The sequence below is a fragment of the Nocardioides stalactiti genome (assembly GCF_014180715.1).
In the GTDB taxonomy this organism is placed as follows: Bacteria; Actinomycetota; Actinomycetes; order Propionibacteriales; family Nocardioidaceae; genus Nocardioides; species Nocardioides stalactiti.
Genome location: NZ_JACEFC010000088.1, coordinates 1 through 20,536 on the forward strand (window position 1 = coordinate 1; position 20,536 = coordinate 20,536).

Consider the following 20,536-nt stretch of genomic DNA (forward strand, 5'->3'; position numbering starts at 1 on the left):
ACGCGCCACGTAGGCGCCTGCCGGGCCGACCCCGAGGGTGTAGGGGTGCCACCACTCAGCGAAGGTGGCGCACACCAGCTCCACCGTCAGCCGCGTCTCCTCGACCTCGCGCAGTCCCGCCTCGGTGAGGATCCGCGTCAGGTCGCCCGCGGCCGACCCCGGCGGCTCGCCCTCCCCGTCGACGGCCGGGTCGTAGCGCCAGACGACGTCCCAGAATCCCGACGACGGCGCGCACCCGCCGGCGTGGTCCCACGCGCAGGCCGTCACCCGACCGCCGGGGCCCTTGGCGCGCGCCACCTCACGGACCACCGCGACGGGATCGGGCCCGGCGTCCAGGATCACCGGCGGTTCGTCGAAGCGGTCGGCGAGCTGCTCCACGAACCGCCCCATCAGCCGGGCGTAGGAGTCGGCGGCGACGTCGAAGAGCGCCATGAGGCGATGGTGGCACCGGGAGCGGTCCCGGACCATGGCACGTTCAGGTCAGGCACTCCTAGCCCCACTCGACCGGGTAGCGTCCCGTTGTGACCACCCCTCGACGCGTCTGGCTCGTGTGGGGCGTCGCCCTGGCGATCTACGTGGTCGCGGTCTTCCACCGGACCAGCCTCGCCGTGGCCGGCCTCGCGGCGACCGAGCGGTTCGACCTGACCGCCAGCCAGCTCGGGACGTTCACGATGCTCCAGCTCCTCGTGTACGCCGCGATGCAGATCCCCGTCGGGCTGCTGATCGACCGGCTCGGACCACGCACCGTGCTGACCGCGAGCGTCATCACGGTCAGCCTCGGCCAGGCCGGGTTCGCGCTGGCCGAGTCCTACCCCGCCGCGCTGGCGGCGCGCGCCCTCGTCGGAATGGGGGACGCGATGACGTTCATCTGCGTCCTGCGCCTGGTGAGCACCTGGTTCGACCAGCGCCGGATCCCGCTCATCACCCAGCTCACGGGCAGCTCGGGCCAGATCGGGGCGATCGCCGCCGCCGTCCCGATGACCTGGGCGCTCACCGAGCTCGGCTGGACGACGTCGTACCTCGTCGCCGCGGCGATCGGACCGGTCCTCCTCGCGGCGCTCCTGCTCGTCGTCCACGACTCCCCCGCGCGCAGGCACGAGCGGGGGCACCCGATGTCGCGCCTCCAGCTGGTCGGGAGCCTGCGCGCGTCGTGGTCGCAGCCCGGCACCCGCCTGGGGTTCTGGGTGCACTTCGCGACGCCGTTCAGCGCGCACGTGCTGGTCCTGCTCTGGGGGTTCCCGTTCCTCGTCGTCAGCGAGGGAGTCTCGGAGACCACGGCGGGAGCGCTGCTCAGCCTCATCATCGTGATCGTCGTCCTCGCCGGCCCCGTCCTGGGCTGGTTGGTCGGCAACCACCCCTGGCACCGCTCCACCGTCGCCCTGGCGACGATCGTCGCGATGGCCGCGACCTGGGCGCTGGTCCTCGCGTGGCCGGGGGACGCACCCCTGTGGGCGCTGGTCCTGATGATCGTCGCCGTCGGCTGCGGCGGTCCGGCGTCGATGATCGGGTTCGACGTGGCCCGGACGTCCAACCCACCGGCGCGGCTCGCCAGCGCCACCGGGATCATCAACGTCGCCGGCTTCTTCGCCGCCGTGGTGGCCGTGTTCTCGGTCGGCGCGGTGCTCGACCTGATGACGCCCGGGTCGTCGTCGGACTACCCCGACAGCGCCTGGCGGGTCGCCATGGGCGTGCAGTTCGTGCTCTGGGGGGTCGGCGCCCTCCAGATCTGGCGCTACCGGCGGATCGTGCGCCAGACCATCGGACGCGACGCCGTCGAGAGCGGCTCGACGATGGTGCTCTGAGGCCGACGGCTCAGGATTCGATGAGCTCCTCGCGGCGCGCCTTCGCCACGATCCGTCGTACGTTCTCGACGGCACCGACGTGCTCGTCGACGAGCGCGTTGCGTCGCGCGGCCCACTTCTCGCCCAGCTCGGCCCGGACCCGCGGCCCGACCTCCTCGCGCGCCGGGCTGAGGATGGTGAGCTCCTCCTCGGCGAGGTGGTGGGCGACGAGGTTGCTCAGCTCCTCGACCGCGTCGTCGAAGGCCTGGGTGTCGGTGCCCTTGAGCTCGAGCACGGCGAGCAGCGCCTCGTTGCCCTCGGCGTGCTCCTCGCGCCCGTGCTCCACCTCGTGCTGCCCGATGTCCTCGGCCTGCTTGCGCAGGACGGGATAGACCAGCTCCTCCTCCGCCTCGCCGTGGGCGATGAGCACGTCCGCGAACGCGCGGCGTACGGCGTCGCGGTCCTGGGTCGCGTCCCGCAGCTGCGCCAGCAGCCGCTCGAAGAGCCGGTGGTCGGCAGTGATGAGGTCGATGACGTCGCCCGACGTGGGACGACCGAGGTCGATCGCGTTGTCCATGGCGACGTGGTACCCGCAAGTCCGCCGGGTCATCCCCGCGGCCCGCCGCGGTCTGGCAGGCTCGGACCCGTGAGCGAACGTAACGTCCTCGGCGGCGAGCTCGAGCCCTGCGGGACCGACCCGGTGACCGGCTTCTACCGCGACGGCGACTGCTCGTGCGGGCCCGAGGACCAGGGCCTGCACGCGGTCTGCGCGGTGATGACCGAGGAGTTCCTCGCCCACCAGAAGGCGGTCGGCAACGACCTCTCGACACCGCGGCCGGAGTGGTCCTTCCCGGGCCTCAAGCCGGGTGACCGGTGGTGCGTGGTGGCGCTCCGCTGGCTCCAGGCGTACGGCGACGGGGTCGCCGCGCCGGTCGTGCTCGCGTCGACCAACGAGCGGGCGCTGGAGGTCATCCCGATCGAGGCGCTGCGGAAGAGCTCCGTCGACGTGCCCGACGACCCCGGGACGCTCATCTGACGCACTTCGGGTAGCGTCCGAGGAGCAATGGACGCGCCCGACTCAGCACCCGACCCCCTCGCCGACCCGACGCACACCCTCAAGGCGGAGGGCTTCACGGTGAGCCGCCCGTTGCCGGACGTCCTGCTCGTCCAGGGCCGCTTCCTCAACCCGGAGCGGATCGCGTTGCGCGCCGCGACCGAGGCGGGCGACGCGACGGTCGGGGTCTGGGCGATCAGCCGCGAGAACGACTGGACGCTCGTCGCCTGGTCGCGCCCCGACCTGGTGACGATCACCCAGCGCGGCACCGCGGCGGCACGCTGGCGGCACCGCCGCCTCCCGCCCGCGATGCGGCCCGACGCCCAGGCGTTCCTCGAGGGCGGTGCGTCGCCGCACGACATCGTGACCATCCCCAAGCACCGTCCCACCGACGCGGCCCGCGAGGTCCTCGCCCTGCTCGGCATCGAGGCGCCGGAGCCGCCGGGCTGGGAGCCGCCTCCCCCGCCGCCGGTGCCGGTCGCCCCGGTGGTCCCGCCGAAGCCGGCCCGGGTCCGCACCTCCACCCCGAAGGCCCCCGCCCGCCCGCGCAAGCCGGAGCCGGTGATCAACGTCTGTCCGCGCTGCTTCATGGCGCTGCCCGCCACGGGCGTCTGCGACAACTGCGGCTGACGCCCACCTCCCCGGCCCGGCTCTGGACCTGACCCTGGACCCGGTGACGTCGGACCCGCCACGATGGGCCGGTGACCGACGAGCCGCCTCCGGAGCACCCGCACGAGCCGCGCGCGAAGGAGACGATGACGATGCGGGTCGTCGTCAACGCCCTCGTCGTGTTCATCGTCGTCGTGCCGTTCGTGCTCGTGGGCGCCGCGGTCTGGCTGCTGGTCCAGCGGCAGCGCGGTGAGGTCGTCGAGGCCGAGGTGATCGGCTGCGAGCTCGAGCACAACTACAAGTCGACGGCGCAGTACTGCATGGCCCGGTGGACCGAGGACGGCGTCGAGCACACCGGCCCGATCCAGGGGTCGGGCGACCACGAGGTCGGGGAGACGATCGAGGCGACGCTGCGCGGCGACGAGCTCTACAGCAGGTCGCTGACCCTGCCGGTCACGCTGCTGGTGCTCGGGGTGCCGATGCTCTTCATCCCGTTCGCGTTCGTCCGCCGCCGGCTACGTGCGAGGGCTGCGCCTCAGCCGTAGTGGCAGACGTAGCCGAGCGTCTCGGTGACCTCGATGTCGAACGAGGAGTCGCCCGGCACCGAGAACGACTCACCCGCACCGTACGACGTCCACTCGTCGGCGCCCGCGAGGCGGATCCGGCAGCTGCCGGCGTTGAGCTCCATGACCTCGGGCGCGGCCGTGCCGAAGGTGAGCGTCGCGGGGAAGATCACGCCCGCGGACTTCTTCGTGCCGTCGGCGAGGAGGAACGTGTGGCTGACGCACTTCCCGTCGAAGTAGATGTTGGCCTGCGGGTCGAGGGTCACGTTCTCGTAGGTCACGGGCGGTGAGCCTAGTGGCGGCGCTCAGGCCTCCCACGCGATGATCCGACGGGCGAGCTCCGGACCGGCGTCCTCCTGGACGAAGTGGCCACCCCGGATCCGGTCGTGCGGCTGGCCCTGGGCGCCCGGGACGTGGGCGATGAGCGGCTTGTCGGCCTTGCCGAGGATCGGGTCGTTGGCGCCGTACACGCAGAGGAACGGCTTCTCCCAGCGACCCAGCACCTCCCAGGCCGCCCGGTTGGCCGGCACCGCCACGTCGTCGGGGTCGGTGGGGACCAGGCCGGGGAAGGCGCGGGCACCGGCCTGGTACTTGGCCGACGGGTACGGCGCGTCGTACGCCTGGACCGTCGCCTTGTTGAGCTTGGTCACGGTCCCCGCCTGCAGGATCCGTCCGGTCGGGAACACCGGCGTCCACCGCGCGAACGCCCGCCAGATCTTGAACGCCGCCGGCACGCCGCGCTCCGCGGTCGGGAGGAACCCGTTGCCGACCATGACCCGGCTGAAGCGGTGCTCCTGCTCGGCGGCGATCCGCAGGCCGATCAGCGATCCCCAGTCCTGCACGAAGACGGTGATGTCGGTGAGATCGAGCGCCTCGATCCATGCGGTGGTCCACTCGACGTGCCGCAGGTAGGTGTAGTCCTCGACCTTCGCCGGCTTGTCGGACTTGCCGAACCCGATCAGGTCGGGAGCCAGCACGCGGTAGCCGGCCTCGACCAGCGGCGGGATCATCGTGCGGTAGAGATAGCTCCAGCTCGGCTCGCCGTGCAGCAGCACCACCGGCCGGCCGTCGCGCGGACCCTCGTCGAGGTAGTGCATCCGGACCGGCTCGGTGTCCGACGCCGCCACCTCGACGTAGTGCGGGTCGAAGGGATAGTCGGCGAGCGACGCGAACCGCTCGGCGGGCGTCCGGAGAACCTGCATCCCGGCAGCGTAGCGTCGCGGTCGTGCCCCAGACCGTCGTCGGCGCGATCCTCGTCGACTCCCTCGACGCTGCGTCGTCGGTGGTGGCCGCCCGTCGTACGACGCCGGCCGAGCTCGCCGGGAAGTGGGAGTTCCCCGGCGGCAAGGTCGAGCCGGGCGAGACCCCGGAAGGCGCGCTGGCGCGGGAGGTGCGCGAGGAGCTCGGGGTCGCGATCACGGTCGGGGCCGAGCTCGTCGGTCCGTCCGGTGGCTGGCCGATCTCGGAGAAGTACGTGCTGCGCCTCTACTTCGCGGTCGTCACCGAGGGCGTGCTCCACAGCAGTGCCGACCACGACGAGCTCCGTCGGCTCGCCGTGGGCGGGGCCGACGACGAGCTCGACAGCGTCGACTGGCTGCCCTCGGACCTCCAGGCGATCGGCGCCCTCCGCGCAGCCCTCTCCCCGACCGGGTGAGGAGTCTTCCCCGATCGGGTGACGGACCGGTGGGATCGGTTCTACAGTCCCAGACGTGGCTGCTTCCGCCGACTACTACGACGACCTCGTCGATGCCTTCGGTGACCCCGAGTCGCTGACGCTGCTCGTGGTCGCCGGCGCCACCCGCGACTGCGTCGCCCGCGCGCTCGACGTCGACCTGCACGAGCCCGTCGCCCACCCGTGGGACGAGAAGGACGACACCGACTACTCGGCGTGGGCGCTCGTCGAGATCGACGGCGGCGTGATCGGCGTCGAGCACACCGGCTACGGCGACCCGGCGGTCACCGCGCTCGAGGTGATGGCGCGCGGCGGCAACGCCGCCGCCGTGGTCCGCAGCAACCCCCAGGCGCCGCTGCGCTTCGGGTGCGCCCGCCACGGCGGGTCCGACGACGCCTCCCCCGACGGCTTCTCCGTCGGCCTGGTGATGGCCGAGGACGTCACCGGGCTCGAGCTCACCCACGAGCACGCGATGCTGCTCGCGGCCGCCCAGTTCTTCCGGGGGCCGTCGATCGCCCCCGCCCACCTCGGCGGGACCGCGCGGGTCTGAGCCTCGCCCTCCGCACCTCACTCCCCGAGGTCGGCGGGCCGGACGGTGACGGGGAACGGCAGGTCGGAGCGCCACTCCTGACCGGCCGCGACATCGGCCACCTCGTCGTACGACCTCCCGCGCAGCGCCCAGGCCCGGAGCCGCAGCGCCTCCGGGTCGACGACCCAGTACGACGGCACGCCGGCCTCCTGGTAGCGGGCTCGCCGGACCCGGAGGTCCAGCGGCGGCGCCCGGAGCGACGTCACGTCGACCGCCAGCAGGGGCGGGCTCGCGAGTCGGTGGCGGCTCAGGTCGGCCGCGAGCAGCACCAGCAGGTCGGGCTGGAGGACCGTGTCGTCGGCGAGCACCACGTCGGCCGGCGCACTGAGGACCTCCAGGCCGTCCGGACAGGCGGCGAGCAGCAGCCCCATCAGCCGCGAGTGGACCAGGTGGTGGCGCAGGATCGGGCGCAGCGGGACCACGAGCGGCCGGCGCGGCACGGTGACCGCCGTCGAGATGCCCCATTCCGTCATGGCGCGACCCTCCCCCCGCGGTCCGGGGCGCCGCCACCTCGCGGGCGTGGGACTGTGGATGAGGTTCGTGATCCCCTCGTAGGATGCGGCGCGTGGTCCGAGAGACGGCGAAGCGACGCCGCTGGGGGAAGATCCTGCTGATCTGGCTGGTGACCGTCGTGGCGATCGCCGGCATCGTCGGCGGGACGTTCGCGCTCAACCAGTACGAGGACCGCCGGCGCGCGATGTATCACGACGTGCTGCTGATGGCCGACCTCCAGTGGACCCTCCTCAACGAGGGCCAGGAGGGCGTCGCGATGGTCATCGACCGCGACACCGGCCCCGTCGTGGTCGGCGACACCACGTTCCAGGCGCTTCCCGGGATCACGATCCAGGTCGTCCCGGCGGGCGAGGTCGAGACCGGCGACGATGGCGTCTGCGTCAAGGGCTACAACGAGCACGACGACCAGACCGACTGGGTGTGCGTCGACGGCACCGACGAGCCGCCCGAGATGGGCTCGCTCGCCGAGCAGGAGTTCTGACCGGTTCCGACCCGGCCTACGGGTCGATCGTCAGCGTCACCGTGACGAAGATGTAGGTGCCCGACTGGTCGGTCACCGTGATCCGCGGCTTGAACGTCCCGGCCTCGGTCGGGGTCCCGGTCACGAAGCCGGTCGCGGCGTTGATCGACAGGCCTGCTGGCAGGGCCGGGGTGGTCGTCGCCGTCGCGGTGTAGACGTACGGCGGCTCGCCGCCGCTGCCGTAGACGGGCCGGTCGCTGTAGGCCTGGCCGACCTTGCCGACCACGAAGTGGCGGTAGTAGATGACGAACAGCTCGGCCTGCACGTCGATCACGACGCCGAGGGAGTCGCTGGCGCCCTTCGCGTCCGTCACCTTGATGGTCACGTTGCTGGCCTGCTGGGTGGTCGGCGTGCCGCTGATCGCACCGGTGGTCGGGCTGATGCTGAGGCCGGCCGGGAGGCCCGTCGCGCTGTAGGTGTAGGGCTGCACGCCCTCGATGCCGCGGACCGGCGCAGCGGCGGCGTACGGCTCACCGATCCGTCCGACCGGGGCGCCGGCGCCGAAGATCGCGACCACCGGGACAGCCGCGGCGACGCCGACGGTGCCCTTGCGGGTGCGGGTGGTGCCGGCGCTGTCGGCGATCGTGATCGTCCAGGCGTACGTCGCGCCGGTGGTCGGGATGCCGGTGATCCGGCCGGTGCCGGCGTTGATGACGAGTCCGGCGGGGAGGCCGGTGGCGCTGTAGGTGTACGGCGCGGTGCCGCCCACCGCGGTGAACGGCGTCACGGACACGCTGGTGCCGACGGTGAGCCGCGGGAGCGCGACCGAGGTCGTGGTCAGGCTGGTGGCGCTGAGGACGGGGATCGACACGGTGCGGGTGAGGAGAGCGCCGGTCGCGTCGGTGACCGTGACGGCGACCGCCTTGGTGCCGACCGTGGTCGGGCGGCCGGTGATCCGGCCGGTGGTCGGGCTGATGGTGAGACCGGCGGGCAGGTTCGTCGCGCTGAACCTGTACGGCGCGGTGCCGTGGGAGGGGACGACGGGGGTGGCGGCGTAGGCGCGGTTGACGACGCCCTCCGTCGCTGCGCCGACCTTGACGGCCAGCGGCGCGGGGGTCGTCTCGAGGTCGATCGTGTAGGCGCCCAACGAGTCGTAGTCGCTGTACTTGCCCGCCGTGGACGGAGCGCCGGAGCCGATGCCGTCGACGTAGAGGCGATAGGTCCCGCCGGCACCGAGGTCCATCGTCCAGACCGCGCCCAGGCCGCTCGCACGCTCGGTCGCGACCCTGGCGACGGGCGGGTTGACGGTCGCGACGGTGGTGCCACCGGCGTTCTTGACGACCAGCTGGACGTCGAGGTTGGCGTACACGCTCGGCGCCACGGTGACGGTGGTCGGGCCGGACCCGGTGAAGCTGAACGCGTCGACGTCGCGGCGGGTGCCGATGATGCCCTTGACCGGCGGGCCCGGCACCAGCGGCGTCGCGGTGGGCACGTTGTTGCCGTGCTCGTCGGGGGCCCGGGGTGCGGACCGCGCGATGATCTCGAAGTCGTCCTGCTTGTTGTCGGCGCCGGGGTACTCCCCGCTCGACCACTGGGTGACGGCCTGGCTGTTGGGGCTGCCCATGAGTGCGCCCCACGGATCCACGCCCTGGTAGTAGTCCTGGTGGCCGCCGCCCGGCACGTTGTAGCCGTCGTGGTCGAGACCGAGGTTGTGGCCGACCTCGTGGGAGATCGTGGTCCCCATGTCCACGGCGTACGGCGTCATGCCGTCGGTGAAGGCGAGCGCCGGCTGGTAGTAGGCGTGCCGGAAGGTGGTCGCGAACACGTCGAGGTAGGCGATGCCCGAGCAGGCGTTGTCGCAGTGGTCCCAGACCGGGCCGCCGTCGGTGATCACGGCCGTCGTGCCGAACGCGAGGTCGCTCTCGTCGGTGCGGTCGATCGCGGCGGCGCCGGGGTTCTTGGTCGTGACGTTGACGTCGAACGGCGCGAAGTCCTCGGCCACGATCTGCCAGGTCCGTTGGATCTCGGCGTGCTCGGCGGCGGAGAAGGTGCTGGGGTCGCCGTCGATGGAGTACGCCGGCTGGACGATCGGGTCGATCTCGACGGCGTCGTTCCACGCGGTGCCGGTGAGGGTGGCGCCGTTGAAGTCGAGGTAGAGGGTGCGCTGCGACCCGGCGCGCGACTCGAGCAGGAACGTCTGGCTGTTGGGGAACAGCCGCCCCGCCGCCGGCCGCGCCGCGGCCCGCTGGCGGGCGGTCGCAGCCTCCTCGACGTAGTAGCCCTTGCCGCACGCGTCGAGGTGGAACGAGTCGTCGTGGGCGAGCCGCGCCGCCCGTCGCGCGGGAAGGGGGTCGACGCCGGCGCAGGCCGTCGGGGCTGCTGCCTTCGTACGGCTGCCGGGGTCGGGATCCGGGTCGGCGGTGGCGGTGCCGGTGACGGCGGTCGAGAACGCGAGGACGGACGAGGTGACGGCTGCGGCCGCGCAGGCGCGCACCAGACGTGGACGCACGGGACTCCCCCAGAGCTGGACTGAGTCTCGTTTCTAACAGCGCAGGGGCGTCCCGCACCGGGGAATCAGGATCTTTGGTCCCTGGCGGGGGTCCCAATTCTTCGCGAGCGGCTGCGGCCCGGGCGGTCGCAGCGCCACACTGACGACATGCTGCGGCACGCACTCAGGCACGACCTCCCTGCGGTGGTCGAGACCTGGGTCGAGGCCTTCTCCGCCGACCCGTTCTTCCGCTGGATCGCGCCGGAGGACGACACCTACGGCGGCTTCGCGACGGACTGGCTCGGCCTGATCGCCGGGCTCTGCTTCGAGCGCGGCCACACCTACCTCTGCGACGAGGCGGCGGTCGCCTGGGTCCCGCCGGACCTGTCCCTCATCGGACCGGACGACGTCGCCACTGCCCAGGGCATCCTCGCGACGTACGCCGGCGAGGAGCGCGCCGGCGAGGCCCTCGCCGTGATCATGGCGGCGCGCGGTCACGTGCTCGAGGAGCCGCACTGGAGCCTGCAGTACATCGGGGTCCGCGGCGCCGCCCAGAGCGCCGGCCTCGGCGTCGCCGTCGCCAAGATCGGCCTCGCCACCGTCGACCGCGACGGCGTCCCCTGCGCGCTGACGTCCACCAACGCCAAGAACGTGCCGTTCTACCAACGCCTCGGCTTCAGCGTCACCGCCGAGATCCCGACCCCCGACGGTGCCGCCGCTCTCCGCCCCATGGTGCGGATCCCCCATGAGCGGCGGCACGTCGGGCGCCACGAACGCGGCGCCCTGTTCACGACCGCCTGAGGCGGAGGACGACGTCCTCGTCCTCGTCGAGGAGCAGCATCTCGTCGGGGTCGTCCTGCTGCACCTCGGTCACGCGCGGCAGGATCTGCGCGTAAGGGATCTCGCCACGGGCGCACCCCGTGCCCATGACGAACCCTTCAGGGACTTCCTGCTCGATCGTCAGCTGGTCCTCGACGATCCGATAGGTCCCGCTCAGCGGATGGCACCCGTCGCTCGCCGTCCAGGTCCCGTCGTCGGCGAGGCCGAGCTCCGCGGTGGTCGGCTCGAAACCCGCCTCGAAGTCGTAACCGTCCACTTCGACCGGGATCCACTCCCCCGTCACCACGGGGTCGGCTTCGACGCCGTGGTCCGCCTGGGTGCATCCCGAGGTGGCAGAGAGCCACACTCCCAGCACGAGAAGCGCCCCTCGTCGCGCCGCTCGGTTCCTCCTCTTGTCGGCTCGAAGTCCCACTCCACCACTCCTTCTAGTCGGCGCCTGGACAGCGCGTCACCCGATAGACGTGAGAACGCCCCGCTTCCTTACGGCGAAACGCGAAAATTGCCGGAAGTCGCAACGGTCCGCGGGTCACCCACGCCTGAAGCGCTCCACGCGCGGCCAGGGCCGGGTGGGGTCCTCGCCGGTCGGGCGGGCCACGAGGAACGGCCAGCGGCGGGCATTGGTGGGCGCGGCGAAGGTGACGCCGCCGTACGACAGGGCGAGGCAGCGGACGGGGGTGCCGCCGACGTCGACGGCGACGTTCGCCTGCGGGGGCGGCGCGAGGAACAGCCACGCCAGCTCCTCGAAGACGTCGTCGAGGCGCGCGTCGGTGACGCCCAGCAGGGCGACGAAGGCATCCGTGCCGCAGCAGACCTCGATCGCGCTGATCATGTGGTGGAGGAGCCGCTCGACCTCGCTCATCAGCCGGATCGAGAGGCTGTGCGACGTCGTCAGGATCGCGTGCGCCTCCCCGTCGACGTCGCCGATCCAGACCTCGTCCGGCTGCAGCGGGCGCTCGGTCAGCGCGACGGCGCCCGCGAGCGCGAAGACCGGCGGACCGTCCCCGAACGGCGCGTCCGGGACCTCAGATGTCGTCATGCCCCACTGACGTGAGAAACCCCGCCGTCCTTACGCCACGACCGAAGAAATCTCCGCGGGCCTGCGGCCCGGACGCCACCGCACCCCGACTACCGTGACGCCATGCCCCGCTCGTTCGCCGCTGACCCGCACTCCTACGCCCGCCCGAACGAGATCGCGGTCAGCCACCTCTCGCTCGACCTGACGGTGGACTTCGAGGCGCGGCAGCTGGCGGGGGCGGCGACGCTCACGCTCGACCGACGCGACCCGGACGCGCGTGAGGTCGTGCTCGACACCTGGCGGCTCGACGTCCGCGCGGTGACCACGCCGGACGGGACGGCCCTCCCCTACGAGCTCGCCGACCACGACCCGGTCTTCGGCCAGCGCCTCGCCATCACGACCGACGGGGCCGACCGCGTCGTCGTCCACTACGCGACGACCGACGACGCCCGGGCCCTGCAGTGGTTGGAGCCGCAGCAGACGGCGTCGGGCAAGCGGTTCCTCTTCACCCAGAACCAGCCGATCCTCGGCCGCAGCTGGATCCCGTGCCAGGACAGCCCCGGCGTGCGGGCGACGTACGACGCCGAGGTGCGGGTCCCTGCGGACCTGCTCGCCCTGATGAGCGCCACGAACCCGACCGCGCGCAACGCCGACGGCGTCTATCGCTTCGAGATGCCGACCCCCGTGCCGGCGTACCTCGTCGCGCTCGCCGTCGGCGATCTGGAGTTCCGCGAGCTCGGCGAGCGCGCGGGCGTCTATGCCGAGCCGACGGTGGTCGACGCGGCCGCGTGGGAGTTCGCCGACACGGAGAAGATGATGGAGGCGGCCGAGCGGCTCTACGGCCCCTACCGGTGGGGGCGCTACGACCTGCTGGTGCTGCCGCCGAGCTTCCCGTACGGCGGCATGGAGAACCCGCGGCTCACCTTCGCGACGCCGACCCTCCTCGCCGGCGACCGCTCGCTGGTGACCGTCGTCGCCCACGAGCTCGCGCACTCGTGGTCCGGCAACCTGGTCACGAACTCGACGTGGAACGACATCTGGCTCAACGAGGGCTTCACCGTCTACTTCGAGACCCGCATCGACGAGGAGCTGTACGGCGCCGACTTCACGGCGATGCTGCTGCGGCTCGGCCGCCAGGAGCTCGAGCAGTGGCTGGCGATCGAGGAGCCGCGCGACACCTGGCTCGAGCTCGACCTCAGCGACCCCGACGAGGGCCCGTCGAAGATCCCCTACGAGAAGGGCTCGCTCTTCCTCCGGACGATCGAGGCGGCCGTCGGCCGCGAGCGGTTCGACGCGTTCCTGCGCGACTACTTCGACCGGTTCGCGTTCGAGTCGATGGACACCGAGACGTTCCTCGCCCACCTGCGCGAGGCCCTGCTGACGCCGCTCGGGATCACCGACGAGGACCTCCAGGTCGAGGCCTGGGTCCGCGGTCCGGGCGTCCCGAGCAACGAGCCGCACTTCGCGTCCGACGCGTTCGACCGGGTCGACGCCGAGGTCGCGGCGTTCCTCGCCGGTCGGCCCGCCGCCGACCTGGACGCCGCCGACTGGGTGAGCCAGCAGCGCTGGCACTTCGTCCGCGCCCTCCCCGACGACCTCCCCTACGACCGTTTCGACGAGGCCGATGCGTTCTTCGGGTTCAGCGGGAGCGGCAACATCGAGATCGCGACCGCCTGGCTGGAGAAGGTGATCGATGCCGGCTACCTCTTCGAGCGCCCCGCCGTCGACACCGCGATGGCCGACTTCCTCACCCGCCACGGCCGCGCGCTCTACATCAAGAAGGTCTACCTCAAGCTCGCCGCGACCCCGACCGGCCTCGACCGCGCCCGCGAGATCTACGCCGACGCGCGGGCGTCGTACCACCCGGTCGCACAGATGGCGATCGACAAGATCGTGGGCTGAGCGCTCTCACACCTTCACCCGCCACCCCGTGGACGGCGCACCCGTCCGTGCCTGTGGACGATCAGGTGCGAAGTCGAGGCGGACGTCGGAGAGTCGACCCATGAGCCGCGTCCGAGGTACGACGAACGTCGCGGCGCTCCGCCCGGCGTACCCTGTAGGCACAGTACCTACAGAGGTGACCGCCATGACCGTCATGAGCAGCCGAGAGTTCAACAGGGACGTCAGCGCCGCCAAGCGCGCTGCGGTGTCGGGCCCCGTGACCATCACCGACCACGGCCAACCGGCCCACGTGCTGATGTCGATCGCCGACTACCAGAGGCTGGTGGAGCGCGCCGGCCGGATGGCCGACCGTCTGGCTGCGTTGCCCGCCGGCGAACTTCCGCTGGACGAGCGACGAGTGAGCGAACGGGCTGACCAGTTGTGAGATTCCTTCTCGACACCAACGTGCTGAGCGACCTGCGACGTCGACAGCGTGATCGCTCGCCGGGCGGGCGCACTGCACGTACCTGATCCGATGCCGGCGGAGGACGCCTACATCGCCGCCACCGCAATCGTCCACGAGCTCGACCTCGTCACCCGGAACACGCGCGACTTCGCTCGGTCGGTTCCCCACCTGCTCGACCCGCGCTCGCCCTCGGCCTGATCGCGGCATTCGGGAGCGAGAGCGGCCTGCGGCGCGGCAGGATCCTCGGGTGCGCCTGCCCGTCCTCCTCCTGCTGGCGCTCCTGACCTCGGCCTGCGCGGGGACCGACCCGTCGAGCGACCCGACGAACGACCCGACGAACGACCCGGCCGCGCCAGCCCCCACGGACGCGAGCACCGAAGCGGACCCGCCGGCGAAGCCCGCCCAGCTCCTCGCCGACCTGCGCGTCACCGACCGTCGCCAGCCCGACGACTACGACCGCGACGCGTTCGGGTCGGACTGGGTCGACACCGACGGCAACGGGTGCAACCAGCGCGACGACGTCCTTCTCCGCGACGCGGTCGACGGTACGACGACCGTGGCCGAGCAGGGCGCGTGCGACCACGACGTCCTCGCCGGGACCTGGATCGACCCCTACACAGGCACGACCCTGGTCTTCGACGACCTCAAGGACCTCGGCCAGGCCCAGGCGATCCAGATCGACCACGTCGTCCCGCTCGCCGAGGCGTGGGTGTCGGGCGCGGACGGCTGGACCGACGACGAGCGCCGTACCTTCGCCAACGACCTCACCGAGCTGCTCGCCGTCGACGGCCCGACCAACGCGAGCAAGAGCGACGACGACCCGGCCGCCTGGCGGCCGCGCAAGAGCTACCAGTGCGCGTACGCCCGGCGCTGGATCCGGGTCAAGCACCGCTACGACCTCGAGGTCGACGCCAGCGAGGTCGACGCCCTGCGCGACATGCTCGGCTACTGCTGACCCGTCCGCCCGGCCAGGCACAGCCCAGTGGGCGCGGGACTGGCGTGCAGTCCCGCGCCCACGGTTCCCCAACGGCGCTGCTAAGGGACGATCCGCACCGAGTCGCAGCCGAAGAACGTGTACGTCACGCCGCCACCGGCGTCGTACTTGCCCTTGAGGCACCCCTCGGTCACACCCTTCGCGAGCCCACTGCCCGGCGGCTTGAAGTGCAGGACGCCGTCCTTGTCGGCGTCACGCGTCCGCTCGTCGAGCTCGTAGGACCGCTCCAGGTGGAGGCGTCCGTGCTGCTCCGCCGCCCCGCCGGTGGTACCGACGTCGAAGAGGAGCGTCCGGACGCCGAACCGGACCGTGCCGATCTTGATCGTCGATGCGTCGAAGTCCAGCGGCAGCCCGTACTCCCCCGCCTCGGTCGTCAGCGCCGCCAGGGTCGCGTCGGTGTTGAGGTTGATGGAGTTCGGGAAGCCCTGCGGCCGGATGTTGATCGCGATCGGCACCACGCAGTCGATGTCGTACGACGCCGACGCGGTGTTGTCGCTGAGGTCCGGGTCGGTGTCCTCGTCGTTCTTGAGCGTGAGCTCGTAGGACAACGTCACCGTCTTGACCCCGGGGGTGGTGCAGGTCAACCGGTAGTCGTCACCGACCGTGCGAGGACTGCCGATCGCCAGCGCGTCGACCGCCATCGTGCGGTCGGACGGGGTGACCGTCAGACCGGACGACGTCGACGCCGAGCGGGACAGGACGGCGTCGATCGGCGACGACGGACCCGCGTTGGAGACCTCGACCAGGGCGGTGAAGTCGGCCGGCTGGCCGATCAGCACCTCGAGCGGACCGTTGGCGCTCACCCCGTCGATGGCGACGTCGGCCACGGCGACGACGAGGGTCGACTCCGTGTCCTGGTCGTTGGCGGCGTTGGTGTCGCTGCCGGCCGTGATCGCCACCGAGGCCTGGTTGTCGACCGTCACCGGGGCGCCGGCGTTGTAGACCAGGTCGGCTGCGATGTCCGCGGTGATCGACACCTGCCGCGACTGACCCGCCGGGAGGGCGCTGAGGTCGCAGGTCACCTGCTGGCCCGCCGCGCTGCAGCCCGGGCTCGCCGAGGCGAACGTCAGACCCGCCGGGAGGGTGTCGGTGACCCTCATGGCCTGGGCCGGGTTCGGCCCGTGGTTGGTGACGGTGAGCGTGTAGGTGACGCTCTCCCCCGCGACCGCCGGGTCGGGGTCGTCGCTCTTGGCGATCCCCACGTCGGTGGCGCAGTCCGGGTCGTCCGGGTTCTCGGTGCAGAACTCGAGGACCGCCGGGGCCAGGTCATAGCTGCCGACGAAGACACCGGCGTCCTGGTTGGTGACCCGGAAGTCCCGCAGGTCCGGCTCGAACGGGAAGATGATCGACGCCGTCGCGGCGGGCGCGATCCTCGTCGACATCTGCCCGGGCGTCGTACCCTCCAGCTCGACCCAGCGGGGATCCCACTCGTCGAAGTGCTGGGCCTGGACGCCCTTGTCGGTGATGACCTTGATGTCGAGCAGCGGCGGGTTGCCTGCGGTGGTCCGGGCCTGCCCGTAGATCACCTCGGCGTCCTGCATGACCGCCGTGCTGTCGCCGGTCATCCGCAGCTTCACGACGAGGGCCTTCTCGTCGAGGTTGTAGTCGATCACCGGCGGCGGGTGGGCCGCCGGGTCGGCGTTGTGGTCGGCGTCGGCGGCGTGGATGCTGAGCCCGACGAGGGCCGCGGCACCGCCGATGACGGCGAAGCGCTTCAGGTTCGTGGTGTTCATCGCTCCGCTCCTCTCAACAGTTCCCGGAAGCGCACTGGGTGTTGAGCATCCAGTCGATCCGTCTGATGTCGGCTGCCTGTGGCGTCGTGTTGTTGACCATCAGGTCGCCGTTGACCGGCTCGGAGGTCTCCCAGTCGTCCTCTCCGCCGCCGTCCTCGGTCCACTGCTGACAGCTGCCACCCGCGCGCCCGAGGTTGGCGAGGTCCGCCTCGCAGGCGTCGCCGTCCTCGTAGATGTTCGGGTGCGGGTCGGCCTGGAAGTAGCCGCCGTCGCAGAGCATCGAGTTGGAACCGGGCCGCTTGAAGCAGTACTCGTCGGCGAGACCGAACGGGCGGTGCCCCTGCTCGTGGCGGAAGACCCGGAAGTCGTTCTGCTCGGCCGAGAAGGTGTTGCCGCTCGCGCAGTCACGGAACGACGCGATGTGGATGATCGCGCCCACGTCGGCGAACGAGTGGAGGCTGTCCCAGCTGGCGGGTGGGTCCTTCTCGCACTTGTCGTCGACGACGCCGCGAGCATCACCGGACGCGCCGGCGAGCCAGAAGTTGAAGGTGTCCTGGTTGGTCAGCAGGATCGACGCGTCAGCCGTGTTGTCGCCCTGGGCGAAGTAGGCCTGGTCGACGAGCTCGGCCATGTCGTCCTGGAAGGCCTGGCTGCCCGGACCGTTCGGGTAGTCGTCGCGGTCAGGGATCAGCACGACGTCGATGCGGCTGCGCATGGGGCCGGTGAGCATCACCGGTACGGCGCCGCCGGTGACGGGCGGTGGGCCGACGTTGACCGTGCGCCACCCGGTCCAGATGGGACTGCCGTCGTCGACGAGCCGGCACGCATAGCTGAACGACGGCCCGCTGACGGGTGGTGTGGTGAACGTGAACTCCTCGTCGCCGAGCACCTCACCGGCGGGGGTGGCCAGGTTGTTGCCCGTGAAGACCTGGATCCGGTCGGCGATCTTGACGTCGGGCTGGAGGTTGCCGTCGAGGTACTCGACCCTGATGTCGACCGTCTCGCCCGGGTCCGGCCAGAGCGGGTCGTGCAGGCACCGGATGTTCTGGCCCGGCGCTGACGGCGGCTCGGCGACGGAGACCTGGAAGACGATGCTCGCGTTGTCGTCGTCCGACGTACCGGCGGACTGGATGTTGGTCATGCAGTTGCCGCTGATGCCCCCCGAGATCGCGCACGGCGCGAGGGCGACGTCGAAGGTCAGGGTGCGGTCGCCGTTCGGGGTGATGTCCCCTTGGTCGTCGTCGCCGCGGAACGAGAACGGCTCGTCGCACGGGTCGTCGTCGTCCCAGATCTCGATGGACACCGTCACCGAGCCCTCGCTGAGGTCGATGCCCTCCTTCTTGAACTCCCACCCGGGCGTGATGTTGTCGTCGTCCTCGAACTGGCACTGGTCGGAGGTCCGGGTGGTGCCGTCGATGGTGACGACGCCGTAGAAGTCGGCGTCACCGGGCTCCTCGAACGAGTCGAGGGCGTCGACCTGCGCGATGGTCACGCGGACGTCGACCGAGAGCGCCTCGGCCGGCGATGCCGTCAGCGGTACGAGACCGGTGGCGCCGACGACCGCGGCGGCGGCCATCGCCAGCCTCGACCTTCGACCGTTCCGGAACCGCCGCCAGCCTTTGGTCTGCCGGGCCTGTGCGGGCGGGATGGGCGCGACGATCCGCTGCATGACGACACCTCCGAGAATCCGAGACTGGGCGCCGATCCAGGAGCCAACAGGGTTGCCGACACTCCAGCTTGGTGAAGAGCCTGCGCCCCTTCACCCCCTGTCGTAATCCTCCAATCGAACTAATCTGCCCCCGCCCGAGATGACGTCCGTCACCCGACGCGGTACGGCGGCTCGGGCTCCCGTCCCTGGAACGCGAGGATCGCCGGGTTGACGACGCGACCGCCGCGGATCTCGATGGCTCGGCTGATGGTCTCGTCGGCGTCCCACGACCCGGCGCCCTCGAGGACCGTGCGGATGAACGGCATCAGGGCGTGGCTGTTCTCCCAGGTCGCCGAGCTCCACAGGTACGACGGGCTGTGGTCGACGGCGTAGTAGAGGACGTTGTCCCCCACGACGAACGCCGGCTCCTCGAAGGTCGTCGGGCGGGCCCAGCTGAAGCCCATGCCGAGGTCGCAGGACACGTCGACGATGAGGCTGCCCGGCCGGAACGCGCCGAGCTCGTCGTCCTGGAGATAGACGAGAGGCTGGGCGGTGTCCTGCAGGGTGCAGTTGACGACGATGTCGTTCTCGGCGAGGTACGCCGGGAGCGGCTCGCGGCCCCGCTCGGTGATGACGTGGCTCGGCTTGCCCTCGTCGGGGTCGTGCTCGAACTGCCGGATCCGCACCGAGTGGATCGGCGCCCCGACGGCGGCCACCCCGCGGTTGGTCAGCACCGCGACCTGGTGGATCCCGTGCGCGTTGAGCGCGGTGACGGCACCACGCGCGGTCGCGCCGAACCCGATCACCACCGCGCTCAACCGCCGCCCGTAGTCGCCGGTGAGGCCGGCCAGCTCGAGGGCGTGCAGCACCGAGCAGTAGCCGGCGAGCTCGTTGTTCTTGTGGAACACGTGCAGCCCCACCGCACCGTCGCGGGTCCAGTGGTTCATCGCCTCGAAGGCGATCAGGGTGAGCTCGCGGTCGATGGCGAGCTGCGTCAGCTCGGTGTCCTGCACGCAGTGCGGCCAGCCCCACAAGACCTGGCCGCGCCCGAGGGCAGCGACGTCGGCGAGCTGCGGCTTGGGCAGCAGGACGACCTCGGACCGGGCGAGGATCTCCTCGCGGGTGGCGAAGCCCGCCACGTGCTCGGCGAGGGCTCCGTCGCTGATGCCGAACCGGGCGGCGTACCCGTGCTCGAGCGTGATCTGCGCCCGCAGGTCGGGGTCCAGCAGCGGCAGGTGCTCGGGGTGGAGCGGCAGCCGGTGCTCGTTCTCCTTCGCTGACGACCCGACCACGCCGAGCGTCAGCAGCGTCACTTCTTCTTCGGGTGGATCTGCTCGGAGAGCGTCTGCTCCGCCGAACCCTTCGCACGCTTGTCGGCGCGCTTCTCCTTGATGGACTTCCCGGCCTTCTTGGACATGTTCTGGCGTGGCGACTTGTCGCTCATGTGGGTGCTCTCTGAGAGGAAGCCTGAGTGGCCCCGTCCTGTGACACTACGCCTGTGACGAGCGTCCAGCGCCGGGCCACGGCTCACGAACGGTCGTCGGGCACCGGCTGCATGCGCTGCGCGAGGTCGAAGACGCGGTCGTCCACGCGGAGGATCAAGGACTCCAGCCGCGCGCTCTCTGCCCGGATCTCGGACTTGAGCTCAGCCCGCAAGCCTCCGATCTCCGACTTGAGCTCAGCCCGCAAGCCTCCGATCTCCGACTTGAGCTCAGCCCGCAAGCCTCCGACCTCCGACTTGAGCTCAGCCCGCAAGCCTCCGACCTCCGACTTGAGCTCGGCCCGCGCGTCTCCGATCTCCGACCGCAGCTCGGTGCGGAGGTCACCCATCTCCGCGCGGACAGCACCGATCTCCGTTCGTATCTCCCGCCGCAGCGCGACGTAGAACCCACTGAGGGCGCTGACGAGCACCACCAGCGAGATCCAGGTGTCGAGCGACAAGTCGATCACCCTCCCAGTCTGCGCTCTTTACTGTTCGATTGCCAACGACGCTAGCCGCGATCGCCGACGGCCGCTCCGGCCCTCCACAGGTCGCCCGGAGTGACCCGCCCTCGCCACCCTCGTTGAGTGGAACGTGTTCCACACCCGCTCCGCCGTGCTGACCGCAGCCGCTGCCGCGTCGCTGCTCCTCACTCCCCTCCTCGGTACGACGCCGACGGCGGCGCAGGCACCCCCTCCGGTGTCGGCGGGAGCCGCCGCGGTGCCGGCCGTCCTCACGGTCGACGCGGCC

24 protein-coding genes and 1 pseudogene are annotated in these 20,536 nt (G+C 71.3%); 12 read left to right on the plus strand and 13 right to left on the minus strand.

The window, feature by feature from the left end; all coding sequences use genetic code 11:
• Positions 1-432, minus strand: a pseudogene (locus H0487_RS16175) (hypothetical protein); the annotation flags it as partial.
• An 89-nt stretch (positions 433-521) separates the two neighbouring features.
• On the opposite strand from H0487_RS16175, the gene H0487_RS16180 reads away from it, so the two are divergent.
• Positions 522-1,802: an MFS transporter gene (locus H0487_RS16180; protein WP_312855981.1), complete on the plus strand. Its 1,281-nt coding sequence runs from the start codon at positions 522-524 to the stop codon at positions 1,800-1,802.
• A 10-nt stretch (positions 1,803-1,812) separates the two neighbouring features.
• Here H0487_RS16180 and H0487_RS16185 read toward each other — a convergent pair whose 3' ends face one another.
• Positions 1,813-2,358 carry a hemerythrin domain-containing protein gene (locus H0487_RS16185; RefSeq protein ID WP_183095263.1) on the minus strand — a complete coding sequence of 182 codons (546 nt, stop codon included), beginning with the start codon at positions 2,356-2,358 and terminating at the stop codon, positions 1,813-1,815.
• Between the two features lie 69 nt (positions 2,359-2,427).
• On the opposite strand from H0487_RS16185, the gene H0487_RS16190 reads away from it, so the two are divergent.
• The 3 genes from H0487_RS16190 to H0487_RS16200 all read left to right on the plus strand — a co-directional run bounded on the left by H0487_RS16190 (position 2,428) and on the right by H0487_RS16200 (position 3,989).
• Positions 2,428-2,817 (plus strand): DUF2237 family protein, encoded by a 390-nt coding sequence (locus H0487_RS16190; RefSeq protein WP_183095264.1) that lies wholly within the window; start codon positions 2,428-2,430, stop codon positions 2,815-2,817.
• A gap of 27 nt (positions 2,818-2,844) precedes the next feature.
• Complete coding sequence (locus tag H0487_RS16195) at positions 2,845-3,465, plus strand: hypothetical protein (RefSeq protein WP_183095265.1); 621 nt, start codon at positions 2,845-2,847, stop codon at positions 3,463-3,465.
• 71 nt (positions 3,466-3,536) lie between these two features.
• A complete protein-coding gene (locus H0487_RS16200; RefSeq protein ID WP_183095266.1) occupies positions 3,537-3,989 on the plus strand; it encodes a hypothetical protein in 453 nt (150 codons plus the stop codon).
• Here the strand turns inward: H0487_RS16200 and ppnP are convergent.
• Together ppnP and H0487_RS16210 are read right to left on the minus strand one after the other, a co-directional pair.
• On the minus strand, positions 3,980-4,288 hold the full coding sequence (gene ppnP / locus H0487_RS16205; RefSeq protein WP_183095267.1) for a pyrimidine/purine nucleoside phosphorylase: 309 nt from the start codon (positions 4,286-4,288) through the stop codon (positions 3,980-3,982). The two genes, H0487_RS16200 and ppnP, sit on opposite strands and share 10 nt — an antisense overlap.
• A gap of 24 nt (positions 4,289-4,312) precedes the next feature.
• Positions 4,313-5,209 carry a haloalkane dehalogenase gene (locus H0487_RS16210; protein WP_183095268.1) on the minus strand — a complete coding sequence of 299 codons (897 nt, stop codon included), beginning with the start codon at positions 5,207-5,209 and terminating at the stop codon, positions 4,313-4,315.
• A 23-nt stretch (positions 5,210-5,232) separates the two neighbouring features.
• Here H0487_RS16210 and H0487_RS16215 point away from each other — a divergent pair, with 23 nt between their 5' ends.
• On the plus strand, positions 5,233-5,661 hold the full coding sequence (locus tag H0487_RS16215) for a (deoxy)nucleoside triphosphate pyrophosphohydrolase (protein WP_183095269.1): 429 nt from the start codon (positions 5,233-5,235) through the stop codon (positions 5,659-5,661).
• 55 nt (positions 5,662-5,716) lie between these two features.
• On the plus strand, positions 5,717-6,229 hold the full coding sequence (locus tag H0487_RS16220) for a hypothetical protein (RefSeq protein WP_183095270.1): 513 nt from the start codon (positions 5,717-5,719) through the stop codon (positions 6,227-6,229).
• Between the two features lie 17 nt (positions 6,230-6,246).
• On the opposite strand, the gene H0487_RS16225 is transcribed toward H0487_RS16220, so the two are convergent.
• On the minus strand, positions 6,247-6,741 hold the full coding sequence (locus tag H0487_RS16225) for a Uma2 family endonuclease (RefSeq protein ID WP_183095271.1): 495 nt from the start codon (positions 6,739-6,741) through the stop codon (positions 6,247-6,249).
• A 92-nt stretch (positions 6,742-6,833) separates the two neighbouring features.
• On the opposite strand from H0487_RS16225, the gene H0487_RS16230 reads away from it, so the two are divergent.
• Positions 6,834-7,262, plus strand: a complete 429-nt coding sequence (locus H0487_RS16230; protein ID WP_183095272.1) for a hypothetical protein — start codon at positions 6,834-6,836, stop codon at positions 7,260-7,262.
• A 16-nt stretch (positions 7,263-7,278) separates the two neighbouring features.
• Here the strand turns inward: H0487_RS16230 and H0487_RS16235 are convergent, their stop codons facing one another.
• A complete protein-coding gene (locus H0487_RS16235) occupies positions 7,279-9,750 on the minus strand; it encodes a putative Ig domain-containing protein (protein ID WP_183095273.1) in 2,472 nt (823 codons plus the stop codon).
• A gap of 147 nt (positions 9,751-9,897) precedes the next feature.
• Between H0487_RS16235 and H0487_RS16240 the strand changes: the two genes are divergently transcribed.
• Complete coding sequence (locus H0487_RS16240; RefSeq protein WP_183095274.1) at positions 9,898-10,530, plus strand: GNAT family N-acetyltransferase; 633 nt, start codon at positions 9,898-9,900, stop codon at positions 10,528-10,530.
• Here the strand turns inward: H0487_RS16240 and H0487_RS16245 are convergent.
• Positions 10,517-10,924 carry an META domain-containing protein gene (locus H0487_RS16245; protein ID WP_183095275.1) on the minus strand — a complete coding sequence of 136 codons (408 nt, stop codon included), beginning with the start codon at positions 10,922-10,924 and terminating at the stop codon, positions 10,517-10,519. The genes H0487_RS16240 and H0487_RS16245 overlap by 14 nt on opposite strands.
• Before the next feature lie 171 nt (positions 10,925-11,095).
• Positions 11,096-11,605 (minus strand): hypothetical protein, encoded by a 510-nt coding sequence (locus H0487_RS16250; RefSeq protein WP_183095276.1) that lies wholly within the window; start codon positions 11,603-11,605, stop codon positions 11,096-11,098.
• 102 nt (positions 11,606-11,707) lie between these two features.
• Between H0487_RS16250 and H0487_RS16255 the strand changes: the two genes are divergently transcribed.
• From H0487_RS16255 to H0487_RS16265, 4 genes are all read left to right on the plus strand, one after another.
• Positions 11,708-13,486, plus strand: a complete 1,779-nt coding sequence (locus tag H0487_RS16255) for a hydrolase/aminopeptidase (RefSeq protein WP_183095277.1) — start codon at positions 11,708-11,710, stop codon at positions 13,484-13,486.
• Between the two features lie 184 nt (positions 13,487-13,670).
• Positions 13,671-13,910: a type II toxin-antitoxin system Phd/YefM family antitoxin gene (locus H0487_RS16260; protein ID WP_183095278.1), complete on the plus strand. Its 240-nt coding sequence runs from the start codon at positions 13,671-13,673 to the stop codon at positions 13,908-13,910.
• Between the two features lie 48 nt (positions 13,911-13,958).
• On the plus strand, positions 13,959-14,129 hold the full coding sequence (locus H0487_RS23960; RefSeq protein WP_376766690.1) for a PIN domain-containing protein: 171 nt from the start codon (positions 13,959-13,961) through the stop codon (positions 14,127-14,129).
• A gap of 49 nt (positions 14,130-14,178) precedes the next feature.
• Positions 14,179-14,886, plus strand: coding sequence for an HNH endonuclease family protein (locus tag H0487_RS16265; protein ID WP_183095279.1), 708 nt, complete (start codon positions 14,179-14,181; stop codon positions 14,884-14,886).
• Positions 14,887-14,966: 80 nt separating this feature from the next.
• Here the strand turns inward: H0487_RS16265 and H0487_RS16270 are convergent, their stop codons facing one another.
• The 5 genes from H0487_RS16270 to H0487_RS16285 form a co-directional block, all read right to left on the minus strand.
• Positions 14,967-16,658 (minus strand): isopeptide-forming domain-containing fimbrial protein, encoded by a 1,692-nt coding sequence (locus H0487_RS16270; protein ID WP_183095280.1) that lies wholly within the window; start codon positions 16,656-16,658, stop codon positions 14,967-14,969.
• A 13-nt stretch (positions 16,659-16,671) separates the two neighbouring features.
• Positions 16,672-18,234, minus strand: a complete 1,563-nt coding sequence (locus tag H0487_RS16275) for a hypothetical protein (protein WP_183095281.1) — start codon at positions 18,232-18,234, stop codon at positions 16,672-16,674.
• Positions 18,235-18,476: 242 nt separating this feature from the next.
• Positions 18,477-19,619 carry a N(5)-(carboxyethyl)ornithine synthase gene (locus H0487_RS16280; protein WP_183095282.1) on the minus strand — a complete coding sequence of 381 codons (1,143 nt, stop codon included), beginning with the start codon at positions 19,617-19,619 and terminating at the stop codon, positions 18,477-18,479.
• Positions 19,616-19,750 carry a hypothetical protein gene (locus H0487_RS23965; protein WP_281370717.1) on the minus strand — a complete coding sequence of 45 codons (135 nt, stop codon included), beginning with the start codon at positions 19,748-19,750 and terminating at the stop codon, positions 19,616-19,618. The genes H0487_RS16280 and H0487_RS23965 overlap by 4 nt, the downstream gene beginning before the upstream one ends.
• Before the next feature lie 83 nt (positions 19,751-19,833).
• Entirely contained in the window at positions 19,834-20,256 is a 423-nt protein-coding gene (locus H0487_RS16285) for a hypothetical protein (protein WP_183095283.1), read from the minus strand.
• Positions 20,257-20,536 lie beyond the last annotated feature (280 nt).

Coding starts and splice junctions, on each gene's coding strand:
- H0487_RS16275 (WP_183095281.1), bottom strand. CDS start 18,234: ATGGCCGCCGCCGCGGTCGTCGGCGCCACCGGTCTCGTACCGCTGACG.
- H0487_RS16195 (WP_183095265.1), top strand. CDS start 2,845: ATGGACGCGCCCGACTCAGCACCCGACCCCCTCGCCGACCCGACGCAC.
- H0487_RS16240 (WP_183095274.1), top strand. CDS start 9,898: ATGCTGCGGCACGCACTCAGGCACGACCTCCCTGCGGTGGTCGAGACC.
- H0487_RS23965 (WP_281370717.1), bottom strand. CDS start 19,750: ATGAGCGACAAGTCGCCACGCCAGAACATGTCCAAGAAGGCCGGGAAG.
- H0487_RS16250 (WP_183095276.1), bottom strand. CDS start 11,605: ATGACGACATCTGAGGTCCCGGACGCGCCGTTCGGGGACGGTCCGCCG.
- H0487_RS16225 (WP_183095271.1), bottom strand. CDS start 6,741: ATGACGGAATGGGGCATCTCGACGGCGGTCACCGTGCCGCGCCGGCCG.
- H0487_RS16270 (WP_183095280.1), bottom strand. CDS start 16,658: ATGAACACCACGAACCTGAAGCGCTTCGCCGTCATCGGCGGTGCCGCG.
- H0487_RS16210 (WP_183095268.1), bottom strand. CDS start 5,209: ATGCAGGTTCTCCGGACGCCCGCCGAGCGGTTCGCGTCGCTCGCCGAC.
- H0487_RS16255 (WP_183095277.1), top strand. CDS start 11,708: ATGCCCCGCTCGTTCGCCGCTGACCCGCACTCCTACGCCCGCCCGAAC.
- H0487_RS16185 (WP_183095263.1), bottom strand. CDS start 2,358: ATGGACAACGCGATCGACCTCGGTCGTCCCACGTCGGGCGACGTCATC.
- H0487_RS16260 (WP_183095278.1), top strand. CDS start 13,671: ATGACCGTCATGAGCAGCCGAGAGTTCAACAGGGACGTCAGCGCCGCC.